The sequence below is a fragment of the Ectobacillus sp. JY-23 genome (genome assembly GCF_023022965.1).
Classification (GTDB): Bacteria; Bacillota; Bacilli; order Bacillales; family Bacillaceae_G; genus Ectobacillus.
On sequence record NZ_CP095462.1, the window covers coordinates 2,607,458 to 2,620,788 of the forward strand.

The 13,331-nt window shown below is 41.3% G+C and carries 7 protein-coding genes and 1 pseudogene; 6 read left to right on the plus strand and 2 right to left on the minus strand.

Annotation, left to right across the window (positions count from 1 at the left end; translation table 11 throughout):
• Window positions 1–211 precede the first annotated feature (211 nt).
• From rocF to glmS, 5 genes are all read left to right on the plus strand, one after another.
• Window positions 212–1,111: an arginase gene (rocF, locus tag MUG87_RS13500; RefSeq protein ID WP_247082813.1), complete on the plus strand. Its 900-nt coding sequence runs from the start codon at window positions 212–214 to the stop codon at window positions 1,109–1,111.
• A 214-nt stretch (window positions 1,112–1,325) separates the two neighbouring features.
• Complete coding sequence (cdaA, locus tag MUG87_RS13505) at window positions 1,326–2,144, plus strand: diadenylate cyclase CdaA (RefSeq protein WP_247082814.1); 819 nt, start codon at window positions 1,326–1,328, stop codon at window positions 2,142–2,144.
• A complete protein-coding gene (locus MUG87_RS13510; RefSeq protein ID WP_247082815.1) occupies window positions 2,137–3,372 on the plus strand; it encodes a CdaR family protein in 1,236 nt (411 codons plus the stop codon). Before cdaA ends, MUG87_RS13510 begins: the two co-directional genes overlap by 8 nt.
• A gap of 28 nt (window positions 3,373–3,400) precedes the next feature.
• Window positions 3,401–4,747, plus strand: a complete 1,347-nt coding sequence (gene glmM, locus MUG87_RS13515) for a phosphoglucosamine mutase (protein WP_247082816.1) — start codon at window positions 3,401–3,403, stop codon at window positions 4,745–4,747.
• 435 nt (window positions 4,748–5,182) lie between these two features.
• Window positions 5,183–6,985 (plus strand): glutamine--fructose-6-phosphate transaminase (isomerizing), encoded by a 1,803-nt coding sequence (gene glmS / locus MUG87_RS13520; RefSeq protein WP_247082817.1) that lies wholly within the window; start codon window positions 5,183–5,185, stop codon window positions 6,983–6,985.
• A gap of 160 nt (window positions 6,986–7,145) precedes the next feature.
• Here the strand turns inward: glmS and MUG87_RS13525 are convergent.
• Window positions 7,146–7,681 (minus strand): annotated as a pseudogene (locus MUG87_RS13525) (isochorismatase family protein).
• Between the two features lie 219 nt (window positions 7,682–7,900).
• On the opposite strand from MUG87_RS13525, the gene MUG87_RS13530 reads away from it, so the two are divergent.
• A complete protein-coding gene (locus tag MUG87_RS13530; RefSeq protein WP_247082818.1) occupies window positions 7,901–11,959 on the plus strand; it encodes a S8 family serine peptidase in 4,059 nt (1,352 codons plus the stop codon).
• A gap of 585 nt (window positions 11,960–12,544) precedes the next feature.
• Here MUG87_RS13530 and MUG87_RS13535 read toward each other — a convergent pair.
• Window positions 12,545–13,303 carry a P-loop NTPase family protein gene (locus MUG87_RS13535; RefSeq protein WP_247082819.1) on the minus strand — a complete coding sequence of 253 codons (759 nt, stop codon included), beginning with the start codon at window positions 13,301–13,303 and terminating at the stop codon, window positions 12,545–12,547.
• Window positions 13,304–13,331: the final 28 nt, after the last annotated feature.

Consider the following 13,331-nt stretch of genomic DNA (forward strand, 5'->3'; position numbering starts at 1 on the left):
AGGTATGGGAAAGTAACTTAACACCTTTTTACATATAAAAAATATTTTTCTTTTTATGTAAAATTTTATTCATTTCTCATTATGAAATGTAAATTAAATAAGGAAAGATGTATAAATTTCCATGTATGGACCGTGTTTTTATGCAAGAAAATGTCGAGTTGAACCACAATATAAAAAAGATTTAAAATATTTAGTGAACGGAGGGGGAAATATGAAGAAGAAAATTTCAATTATTGGTATGCCAATGGATTTAGGACAAACAAGACGCGGTGTCGATATGGGGCCGAGTGCGATTCGATATGCCGGGGTTGTAGAACGTATTAAAAGAATTGGATATGAGGTTGAAGACCTTGGAGATATTGCTATTAATAGACCAAAGAAATATGAAGTGGACGAAAATCAAAAGTTAAAAAATTTACATCAAGTTGTGGAAGCGTGTCAGGAGCTTGCAGAAAAGGTTGACGATGTTATAGAAAGAGGAAGCTTTCCGCTTATCTTTGGCGGTGATCATAGTATGGCAGTGGGAACACTTGCTGGAATTGCTAAACATAACAAAAATATCGGTGTTATCTGGTACGATGCACATGGGGATTTAAATACAGAAGAGACATCTCCTTCTGGAAATATTCATGGTATGTCATTGGCAGCTAGCTTAGGATACGGTCATCCACTTCTTGTAAATTTATATGGTGCGTATCCTAAAGTGAAAAAAGAAAACGTTGTCATTATTGGTGCCCGTGCTCTTGATGAAGGTGAAAAAGACTTTATTCGTGAAGAAGGCATAAAAGTATATTCTATGCATGAGATTGACCGTATGGGAATGGCGGCAGTCATGGAAGAAGCTATTTCTTATTTATCTCATACAGATGGTGTACATCTTTCATTAGATCTTGATGGTCTTGACCCGCATGATGCACCTGGTGTGGGCACACCAGTTATTGGAGGACTATCCTATCGAGAAAGCCATTTAGCAATGGAAATGCTTGCGGAAGCAGGAATTATCACATCTGCAGAATTTGTGGAAGTCAATCCAATTTTAGATGAAAAGAATAAAACAGCTATAACAGCAGTTGCTTTAATGGGTTCACTGCTTGGCGAAAAACTGAAATAAAATCGGCCTGTGGCCGATTTTTTTTATGTAAAAGAAACCTTTCGTTATACCGAATTACCTGGTCTAAGGTTTGTGCGTTGCATAATATATGGTATAATAAACTGAATGTAAGTGATGTAACATTTTAACAATACATATGAAACGCTACATAGAGCAGTATGTTTATTGTGTTCACTTATTATTGTAAATACATACTCATGGAGGAAGTGTAAGAATGCCTGAAGATATGTCTGTATTCTTAAACTATCTCAGCAAGGCAGTGGATATAGCCCTTGTATGGTTTGTTATATATAAACTGATTATGCTGATTCGTGGGACGAAGGCAGTTCAATTATTAAAGGGAATCGCCGTTATTTTTATTGTACGTATCCTTAGTTTTTTATTTGAGCTACATACACTAGAGTGGTTAATGGATCAGGCGCTGACGTGGGGATTTTTGGCTATCATTATTATCTTTCAGCCTGAACTGCGCAGGGCGCTAGAGCAATTGGGACGAGGAAGTTTGTTTAGAGGTAGCCTCCAGGAGGAAACCGAAAAAGAGACCATAGTGAAATCTATTACAAAAGCAACGGAGTACATGGCTAAGCGGCGCATCGGCGCGCTTATTTCTATAGAACGTGAGACCGGTATGAATGACTATATTGAAACCGGCATTTATATGGACTCTAAAGTTTCAGCGGAGCTTTTAATCAATATTTTTATCCCAAATACGCCCCTTCATGATGGCGCAGTGATTATGCAAGGTGACAAAATTAAAGCGGCGGCTTGTTATTTACCGCTATCAGAAAGCCCTTTTATTTCGAAAGAACTAGGTACTCGTCACCGAGCGGCACTTGGCATTAGTGAAGTGACTGATAGCTTAACCATTATTGTTTCTGAAGAGACAGGGCAGATTTCTCTGACAAAAAATAGTGAACTGCATCGTAACCTAAAGATAGAGCAACTAAATGAAATTTTAATGAAAGAACTAGATACAAACGAAAAAACCTCTTCTTCATCTCTATGGAATTGGAGGAAAAAGCGCAATGGATAAGTTGATGGATAACCATTGGTTTTTAAAGGGACTGGCGCTGCTGTTCGCTTTAATGCTGTATACGGTAGCCAGTCTTGATAGTGAGTCGCAAAGTAGTGGGATTACAGGCCTTCCTGTAGGTGAAGTGACAGAAACTCTAACAGATGTACCTGTGACAGTTAACTATGATGAAGAAAAATATGTGGTAACTGGCGCACCTAAATATGTTACGTTAACATTAGAGGGGCAAGGTAGCGTGATTACTGCGACTAAAATTAATAGGCAGTTTGAAGTATATGCGAACCTAAATGGCTATGAGCCAGGGGTATATGAGGTTAGACTGCAGCATGAAGGCATTAATGATAAAGTCAAAGTAAAGATTACGCCCCCTAAAATTAAAGTAACGATTGCTGAAAAGGTTAAAAAGCAGTTTCCTGTAGAGGTTAGCTTTATTAACAGCAACCAGATGAAAGAAGGCTATAAAGCGGATAAGGTCGTAGTAAAACCAGCTTTTGTAGAGCTATCCGGCACGAAGGAGCAACTGGATAAGGTTGCAGCTGTTAAAGCGTATATTGATTTAAAAGGTGTAAATCAGTCTATTAATAAAGATGTGAAGGTCGTCGTATACGACCAAGATGGTAATCCTTTAGAGATGCCAGCAACACCGGCAACTGTAAATGTAAATGTGCCTATTATTACGCCGGAGAAAAAGGTTTCTATTGATATTACCAAAAGGGGAACTTTGCCAGAGGGTGTTACACTAACCAACATTACAGCAGAACCGAGTCAGATCACGTTGTACGGACCTAAGGATGTATTAGATGGCATTGAAACATTAAATGGTATATTTGTTGATTTAGATAAAATTACAGGCAATACCAACCTAGAAGTATCAGTGCCGCTTCCTAAAGGAGTAACGAAAGCGTCAACTGATAAAATTAAGATTTTTGTGCAAGTGGAGAAACTGGAAAAGAAAACATTTTCTGACATTTATATACGAGTTTTGGGACTATCGGAGAGTTTAAATGTAAACTTTATAGATCCTAAAAACGGTAAAGTTAGCGTTGATGCTACGGCAAATTCATCAGATTTAGGTAAAGTAACCAGTGAACAAATACAGGTATCAATGAATACACAAGGTTTAGAGCCAGGCATACATGATATTCCGATTCAATTAAATGGAATTGATAATGTGAAACTAGATATAAAACAAAAGACCGCAAGAGTGGAAATTGTAAAAAAAGGTTAAGCGGACAACTTAAAGGAGCGATTGACAGATGGGAAAATATTTTGGTACTGACGGTGTCAGAGGTGTCGCAAATAGTGAATTGACACCAGAATTGGCTTTTAAAATAGGAAGATATGGTGGATATGTGTTAACGAAAAACACAGAGAGACCTAAAATTTTAATTGGCCGTGACACGCGTGTATCTGGACATATGTTAGAAGGAGCCTTAGTTGCCGGCTTACTATCCATCGGAGCTGAAGTAATGCGCCTAGGTGTTATTTCAACGCCGGGAGTGGCCTATTTAACAAAAGCCTTGGGAGCACAAGCTGGCGTTATGATTTCAGCTTCTCATAACCCGGTTCAAGATAATGGTATTAAATTCTTTGGACCAGATGGGTTTAAGCTTTCTGACGAGCAAGAATATGAAATTGAAGAGCTGTTAGATAAGGAAATAGATGAATTGCCACGACCTGTGGGTAAAGACCTTGGTCAAGTCAATGATTATTTTGAAGGTGGTCAAAAGTATCTGCAATATTTAAAACAAACAATCGATGAAGACTTCTCTGGACTTCATGTAGCTTTAGATTGTGCGCATGGTGCAGCATCTTCGTTAGCACCGTATTTGTTTGCTGATTTGGATGCAGACATTTCTACAATGGGAACTTCACCAAATGGTGTAAATATTAATGATGGTGTAGGTTCGACGCATCCGGAGGCTTTGGCAGCCTTTGTAAAAGAAAAAGGAGCAGATATTGGTCTTGCTTTTGATGGCGATGCAGATCGTCTGATTGCGGTTGATGAGAACGGTGATATTGTAGACGGTGATCAAATCATGTATATCTGTGCAAAGCACATGAGTGAAACAGGTAAATTAAAGCATAATACAGTTGTATCTACGGTTATGAGCAATCTTGGATTCTATAAAGCGATAGAGGCGCAAGGCATGCAAAGCGCGCAGACTGCAGTAGGGGACCGCTATGTTATGGAAGAGATGAAAAAGGGCGGCTATAACCTAGGTGGTGAGCAATCCGGGCATATTATTTTCTTGGATTATATTACAACAGGAGACGGTATGTTAAGTGCCATTCAGCTTGTGAATATTATGAAGGCGACAGGGAAGTCACTATCACAGCTTGCTGGTGAAATGAAAAAATTCCCGCAGCTTCTTGTAAATGTACGTGTAACAGATAAGCAACAAGCACTTAGCAATGAACGTATTCAACAGGAGATTCAAGCTGTAGAAGCAGAGATGAACGGCAACGGTCGTGTACTTGTTCGTCCATCAGGTACAGAGCCGCTCATTCGTGTTATGGCTGAGGCACCTTCACAAGAGCTGTGCGAACGATATGTAAATCGTATTGTAGCAGTTGTAAAAGAAGAAGTAGGCGCTGAGTAAACCGCATATTTTTATGAATACTATGCCAAAGAAGCACAACAAAGTCTTTCTTGGCATAGTATTCTTTTATATGCAGTAATTTTTTATTGACGGGTCACGCCCAATTACTGTAAGATTAGGTTGTTCTTTTGCTCATTTTAGAACGTATAGCGCCAGAACTACTGTGTGTAGTTGACGAGGAGGAGTTTATCGAAAATTCGGCGGATGGCTCCCGGTTGTTCATCACAGCCGAAAGCTTGCATGTAAATCGTAGGGGTGACCTTATGGACAAAGGTGCAAGTGTGATGAGGGTAAAAGGACGATTAAACATATAACGAAGGGAAGGTGTAGCCGATACGGGTCCCTCAAGCAGCCACAACAAGACAACCCCGTTATAACGAGATATAAAAATGTTTTGGTTTTTGCGAGAAAGGACTAACGTACGGCGCCGCAACTATGTGTGGAATCGTTGGATTTATTGGACAGCAAGATGCAAAGGAAATTTTATTAAAAGGTCTAGAAAAGCTTGAGTATCGTGGATATGACTCCGCAGGTATCGCGGTACAAGCTGAGCAAGGTGTGGTTGTATTTAAAGAAAAAGGCCGCATTGCCATTCTTCGTGAGAGCGTTGATGCATCTGTGCATGCAACCGTTGGTATCGGACATACGCGCTGGGCAACACATGGCGTGCCAAGTAAAGTAAATGCGCACCCGCATCAAAGTACCTCTAAACGTTTTACACTTGTACACAACGGTGTTATTGAAAACTACGAACTACTGAAAAATGATTACCTGCAGGGTGTAACATTCGTAAGTGAAACAGATACAGAAATTATCGTACAGTTAATTGAAAAGCATGTGAATGAGGGCATGAATGTAGAAGAAGCGTTTCGCCAAACATTAACATTACTGCACGGTTCTTATGCGTTAGCGTTACTTGATAACGAAAACCAAGACATTATTTATGTTGCAAAAAACAAAAGTCCATTGTTAGTAGGTGTTGGCGATGACTTTAACGTTGTCGCAAGTGACGCGATGGCGATGCTGCAAGTAACAGATCAATACATTGAGCTAATGGACAAAGAAATGGTGCTTGTAACACGTGAGAGCATTACAATTAAAAACCTAGCAGGTGAAACAATTGAGCGCGCGCCTTACACGGCAGAGCTTGATGCAAGTGACATCGAAAAGGGTACGTACCCGCACTTTATGTTAAAGGAAATCGATGAGCAGCCGCTAGTAATCCGTAACATCATTCAAAAGTACCGCAATGAAGCTGGGGAAATTGAGCTTGACGCAGATATTCGTAACGCTGTACTAGATAGCGACCGCATTTACATCATTGCATGCGGCACAAGCTATCATGCAGGTTTAGTCGGAAAGCAATTAATTGAAGGCTATGCGAAGGTACCAGTTGAAGTACACGTAGCAAGTGAGTTTTCTTACAATATGCCGCTATTGACTGAAAAGCCGTTCTTCATCTATATTTCACAAAGTGGTGAAACAGCGGATAGCCGTGCGGTGCTTGTACAAACGAACGAAATGGGTCACAAGGCGTTAACAATCACAAACGTACCAGGCTCTACGCTTTCTCGTGAAGCAGATTATACGTTGCCATTGTACGCAGGTCCTGAAATCGCGGTTGCTTCTACAAAAGCTTACACAGCGCAGCTGGCAGTATTGGCAATCTTTGCGGCTGATATCGCAAAAGGAAAAGGCCGCACATTGGATTTTGATTTAACACAAGAATTAGGTCTAATTGCGAATGCCATGGAAGTACTTTGCGGACAAAAAGAAGAAATGGAAGCTATCGCACGTGAATTCCTTCCGACAACACGCAACTGCTTCTTCATTGGACGCGGCGTTGACTTCTTCGTCGGCCTAGAGGGCGCATTGAAGCTAAAAGAGATTTCCTATATCCAAGCAGAAGGCTTCGCAGGCGGAGAGCTGAAGCACGGTACAATTGCCTTAATTGAAAACGGCACACCTGTTATCGCCCTTGCAACACAGGAGCACGTAAATCTAGGAATTCGCGGCAACGTGAAGGAAGTAGTAGCACGCGGTGCAAATCCATGCATCATCTCTATGAAGGGCTTAGAAATGAACGGTGACCGCTTTGTATTACCGGCAGTACACGAGACACTGTCTCCGCTTGTATCGGTAATCCCGCTACAGTTGATCTCTTACTACGCAGCATTGCACCGTGAGTGTGATGTTGATAAGCCACGTAACTTGGCGAAATCGGTTACGGTGGAGTAAATACGTTTTACAGTAGTTGTTACCGGATGAGAATAATGCCGGAACTACATTGGAACAGACAGGAAAGCATCGGCATATGCCGATGCTTTTTTAATGTGGCAATAAAGATTGCAACTGATAGCATAAATCCCCTTCAGTAGAAGCCAAGTTTTAAATTCGTTTATCTGTATGTATAGTGAATGGGCGTGAACAAACCTTCTTCTGCACTTCTGATTATCGAAAAATGGTCTACATTATAGTGTCCATGAAGAATTTTATTATGATGAGCTATGACTTATTCAACGGACAAAACAGGGGAATCTGCAGTCGAATATCTTTGAAAAATGTCACGTCAAATCCATTTACTGTCGCCGTTCTGACGGCTGTATAAATGCAATATTCTGTTTTGCCCATGATCACGACATGTTCTATCTGAGGATCTTTTAAATGGTTGCTTAGAGGAGTGCCATGAAAGATATTGGTGGCTTTTTTCAAAAATAGTTGTTTAATATCTTGGTGAATTTGAAATCCAGCCTCTTGACCGGAAGCGACATCTGTATCGCGGAGAAAAACAATCATTACATCCGAAGCGAGCGCTTTTTCAATGGTCACATTGATATTGTTTAATACTATGTTTTTGTTATAGACGTAGCTTTCCATTTTATTGCCATCAATTAATTCTTGCTGTGCATCAATAATGAGCAAAGTTTGTTTCATAGACGAAGGCTCCTTTACTTCAGTTACATTTATAAGTGCAATAATTTTATGTATACTTATATATTTTAATATTTTCAATTCATTTAAAGTGATAAAGAAATTAAGTTGTCAGAATATTTTGTCTTATATATAATGAATTTGTAGATAGAAACGTAGCTTCTTTAAGAGAAAAGAGCATAGGGGAAAGTCTGCCAAAACTTACTGGAAAGCGGGGATCATATGGAGTTTCATTCACTATTCAAGAAAACGGCAGTCACGGCGCTGTCGGCAGGTTTATTGTTGTCGCCTTTTTATTCTGTACTTTCTACAGAAACATTGGCACAAGAGTTTAGGTCAGAGAACATTTTGGCATCGTTGACTGCGGAGCAACGCCAAGCACTGGAGCAATTGAAATTGGACAACCATCAAGGTTTACAAGGATTCAATGAAGCTGAGCTGGAGTCGAATGAAGATATTTCTGTTATTGTCCAATTTAAATCGAAGCCTAGTCAGGTGGCGGTGTTGGAAGCAGCGGCTAAAGGAAAAACACTGAAAAAAGAAGACGCTGATGCGCAAGTCGAGAAGGAACATAAAAAGTTTAAAGAAGATATCAATAAGCGTGTGGTTCAAAATAACGGTAAAAGTCCTATCACAAGAACATTTAAGAAAGCGTATAACGGTGTGGCGATGACTTTGCCGGCCAATCAGGTGAAGGTTTTGCTGGAATCGGAAGCGGTTCAGGCGGTTTATAAAAACCAGACTTTTGCAGTGGACCCAGTCAAGGAAGATCTTCCACAAGATGTTGATAGAAAAATCACTACGTCTGTGGAGAGCATACCCTATCTGAAAATCGATAAGTTACATAAAGAAGGCATTACAGGAAAAGGCGTGAAAGTGGCTGTTTTAGATACAGGGATCGATTATAATCATCCGGATTTGAAGGATGCGTATAAAGGTGGATTTGATTTTGTCGATGATGACAGCGATCCTATGGAAGCTACTTATGCGGATTGGAAGAAATCGAACAAGGCTGAGTATGCTAACGGGAACGCCTATTACACATCACATGGCACACACGTTTCCGGAACCATTGCAGGTCAAAATAAAAATGATAGTGAAGTGTCTGTGGAAGGTGTGGCGCCTGACGCCGATCTGTATGTATACCGCGTGTTAGGACCTTATGGAAGCGGAACATCTGACGACGTTATCGCAGGAATCGAAAAAGCGGTGGAAGACGGCATGGACGTCATGAATCTCTCGTTGGGCGCGCCAGTGAATGATCCATTTTATCCGACAAGCACTGCTATCAATTATGCTGTGCTGAATGGTGTGGCAGCGATCGTTTCTGCCGGGAACTCAGGTCCCGGCGCAGGTACAGTGGGCTCACCTGGTACAGCCGCATTGGCTCTTACAGTCGGAGCAAGTGATGTGCCGGTTTCATTGACGACATTCACAGGCAGTGTTGCAGGAGGCTGGTCAACGGAATTGGTCACTATAGGCCGGAGCTTTGCTGATCAGTTTTCCGCGTTAAATGGAAAGTCGCTTGAGCTTGTCGATGTTGGCTTAGGCGCACAAGCAGATTATACAGGCAAAGATGTAAAAGGAAAAATCGCGTTCATGCAGCGCGGAAACTTCGCGCTCAATGATAAAATCAAATTCGCCAAAGAACACGGCGCGGTTGCTGTCGTGATGTACAATAACGTGGATGGACAACTTGGCATCAACCTGGGTGAATCCACTACTTTTGTCCCTGCTTTCTCTATCACCAAAGCGGCAGGAGAACAGCTGAAAGGAAAAATCGCCCAAGGTGATAAATCGTTGACTTTCTCGAATATAAAAGAAGTTATGTCTGAAGGAGATAAATTGGCGGGCTTCAGCTCAAGAGGACCGGTCAATTATACGGAGGATATGAAGCCGGAAGTGACAGCTCCTGGAGTGAGTGTACTTTCCACATTCCCTTCTTACATGATCGACCCTGCAAATCAACAGGATTATAAATATGCCTATGCGCGTCTTTCCGGAACATCAATGGCGGCACCGCACACGGCTGGAATCGCCGCATTGTTATTGCAGGCAAACCCAGATTTGGATCCTGACGATATTAAGACAATTTTAATGAATACAGCGGATCCGTTAAACGGCAAGTATAGTATATACGAAGTGGGAGCTGGACGTGTCGATCCGTACCAGGCCATTCATGGTGGGATGAAAATGCAAGTGACGGAGGATATCTTCATTCCTGCCGGTACTGATTATATGGTGGTTCCAAACCCTTCCGGTGATATTAGCTTCGGTAATTTTTACGGAGAAGAAGGAACGAATATTAGATTGAACAAAAGTGTAAGCTTCACAAACAGCAGCAATGTCACGAAGGAATTCATCGTTTCTGTAGAAGATAACGCTGTGAACGGTACGAACAGCATCAGCGAAAACGGCATAGAAATTGGAGCGGAAAAAAGCATTAAGGTACATGCCGGGCAGGAAGTGAAGCATAGTGTGCTTCTAGCAGCGCCGAAATCCGCAAAAAAAGGACAGTACCAAGGGTTTGTCGTATTCACAAATAAAGACGATGCTTCTGATACATATCGTATCCCTGTGAATTTCAGGATCACGAAGGACGGGCTGAACTACTTGGATCTTCTGACTCCGGTCATCTCTCCGGCATATTTGAACCAAGGAAGGACAGCGATTGATAATCGCTTTGGCGCTTTGGTCGCATTCAGCTTGGGTTCACAAGCGGAAAGCATGGATGTCATCCTACAAAATGGGGAAACGGGTGAAGATTTAGGTTTGATTGGAACACGGGATTTAACGAACACTTCATTGGAGAAACCTCTGGGTCTCTTTGCTTTCAATGGATATTACTATCCGTTCACAGGAGATAAAAAACAGCCAATCGCCAAAGAAATGAGCTTCGCACCGACCGGGCACTACAAGTTGAAGTTTGTGATTACGCAAAAACCAGGAAAAGTGATCACAGAAGTGCGGGATATTTTCATTGATATCGATGATCCGACGTTCACAAGCTCCCTGGATGGTCCGTCGCCATTTCTTGAATATAAGCCGGGACAACAAACATACCCATTTGAAATTCAGATTACAGATCCACTGGTGGAAAAAATGCAGAAGTTAGGTATAAACGTCGACCAATCTTCGAATGCGGTAATCTATCGATGGGGATCAGGGTTCCCTTCCAACCCGGTGCCGATGGACAAGAACGGAAAATGGGTGGAGGAAGTCGCCATGAATGAAAAGGTTCCGGCACTTCAGTTTGTCATGACCGGCTTTGACTCGGCAGGTAATGCGCCAATACAAAAATCATATTTCTTCGTCAAGGAAGGAACGCCTGTGACATACGCGAAGAGCGATGTGCAAAAAGCGCAAACAGGCGAAACAGTGAAGGCTCAGTTATTCCTTGATAATGTAAGCAATGCGAAAGAGGTGGTGTGGAGCGTTCAACCACGATATAGCTACACACAATTGATTGATGCGAAGCTTGCCGATGGATTGGCTGATAAAGCGACTATTACTGTGAATGGCAACCAAATAAAGGTCGCGTTCCAGGATCCAAGCATGGTATTTGACCATAATGCAGTTGTAGATGTCACACTTAAAGTGAAGGATGATAGTTTCACAACCAGCGCGAATATCAATGCTACTGCCGACATCATCAAGACAGACAATACGACAAGTAAGCTAGAGAGCGCTCCTTATGCCTTTGAAGTCGAGCCGCAATTCAACGCCGTTTCTGGCTATGTGTTGCCGGATGCGTTCATTGATCCCGCAACGGATCTGTATATTAAAAAAGATTGGACAAAAGTAGGAGCCACAATGAAATTTAAGGAAGCAAGCGGGTTTGTGTTAGATGCCACTTCTTTCATTAAAGAGCGGGCCGACTACAGAGTGGAAAAGCTCCCATTGAGCAAAGATCCATATATTTTGGAAATTAAGGTGCCTGGCCATTTCGAGGTCCACAGCAAACAATATATTGGGTTTGAATATAAAGGTAAACTGTATGGCAAAAGCCATTATGTGAATCCTATTTATATTAAAGCTGGAGACGTGAACGGAGATAACGTTATTGACGTGTTGGATGCGATTGAAATTCAAAAGGCCTGGAAAACAAGCGAGCGTGCAGCAGACATCAACTTTGACGGCACTGTCGATGCAAAGGATATCGGTTATGTACAAGCGAACTACTTATTGCAAAACGAGTATGTTGAAAATCCACCTGTAGCTAAAGAAACAGCTAACGGCAAGACATTGGAAAGTATTTTAAAAGAGCTTGGTATTCAGTGACGATGAAGAAAGAATCCTACCGTTTTTATTCTGTAAAAGCGGTAGGATGCTAACCCTAATTACTTTAAGCACTTAAAAAAGTATTGGCATATGCCAATGCTTTTTTCTTTTTTCCTGAAATCTTAACCGAGTAAATAGCTATGAAAAAATAAGCAGAGAAAGTCCCTTGTATTTTACTAAGAATGTTATGAAAATGGAAAAAACAATAGTTAATATGATTAAGATGAAAACTATACTTTCTCTTTGTTTTCTTCTAGCAGTATATCTCACCATATTTTATACACAAGGCGGTAGAACAAGTGATGTTAAAGTAAGTATTGAAGAAAAATAAATTTTAACACAAGCCGTGGTACAGTCTTTAAAGGAAAAGTATAGAAGTTGTAATTAACGAATTGAAATTTTCTCTAGCGATGGAAGGAAATATGATTTTCGTATAGTGACAAGTGAAAGAAAATCCAAACAGAAGGATATCAGCAGAGGTCTATTACAAACAAAATACTAAACAATTACACTATCCCTGTGCAATTATAAAATATATATGAGAGAAACAGCTTGCTAAATCAACTAGCAAGCTGTTTTTATTACTCACAAAAATACATATTGCTCAACAAGCTCTCTCGGTGTTTTCTCCGTACGTTCGTTGTTTATTGAAATTGAAGTAATTGGTAATTTTCCCAAAACCTCAACCTCTCTTCGCTTTCTCTCCTCCAGCACTGTGACCGTACCATCTATCCCGTTCAAATCGTGAATTTTTCCATACGCACGCTGCGCATAGTACGCTACAAATCCGTGCTGCCAGCCTTCTGGGCGCTCTTTATAAACGTCTAAGAAGGATTGCTTTACGTTTTGGTGGGACAGGTAATATACCACTGGATTGAGTGGCTGAATGATAGCAGCGATGCTTTGAATATAAGCCTCGATTTCTTCATGCGGTACATTTTGTGAGATCATGCCGATTGTAAACGGATTTTGCAACAAGGCACAGTCAAATAGGTAGACTGTATCTTCTGCCAAGGCTTTTGCAGCAAAGCGCTCCCAGCGTCTTAGCATGAGCGCCGTGTGCTGCGCGAATGGCATTTCGTATATGTCAAAGGCCTGAAGCTCGGGTATGTTTTCGTAGCGAACAAACCAGCCGTCTTCAAAGCGGTCAACGATGCATTCTTCTGCGATTGTGAAGCTTTCTAGCTGCGCAAGCGGCACCCATGCGGTCATGTCAAAGTCGACAGGATGATTTGCAGCTGCTTCGTGATAATATTTGATGCTCAGATATGCATCTGCGATGGCTTCCGAAAAGGAGCTTTTTCCGGTACCAGGTAGGCCTTCTACTAAAATTAACTTGTGCATATAAGTCCTCCTAAAAGCTGTATATAGT

Coding starts and splice junctions, on each gene's coding strand:
- rocF (WP_247082813.1), top strand. CDS start 212: ATGAAGAAGAAAATTTCAATTATTGGTATGCCAATGGATTTAGGACAA.
- MUG87_RS13535 (WP_247082819.1), bottom strand. CDS start 13,303: ATGCACAAGTTAATTTTAGTAGAAGGCCTACCTGGTACCGGAAAAAGC.
- glmM (WP_247082816.1), top strand. CDS start 3,401: ATGGGAAAATATTTTGGTACTGACGGTGTCAGAGGTGTCGCAAATAGT.
- MUG87_RS13510 (WP_247082815.1), top strand. CDS start 2,137: ATGGATAAGTTGATGGATAACCATTGGTTTTTAAAGGGACTGGCGCTG.
- MUG87_RS13530 (WP_247082818.1), top strand. CDS start 7,901: ATGGAGTTTCATTCACTATTCAAGAAAACGGCAGTCACGGCGCTGTCG.
- glmS (WP_247082817.1), top strand. CDS start 5,183: ATGTGTGGAATCGTTGGATTTATTGGACAGCAAGATGCAAAGGAAATT.
- cdaA (WP_247082814.1), top strand. CDS start 1,326: ATGCCTGAAGATATGTCTGTATTCTTAAACTATCTCAGCAAGGCAGTG.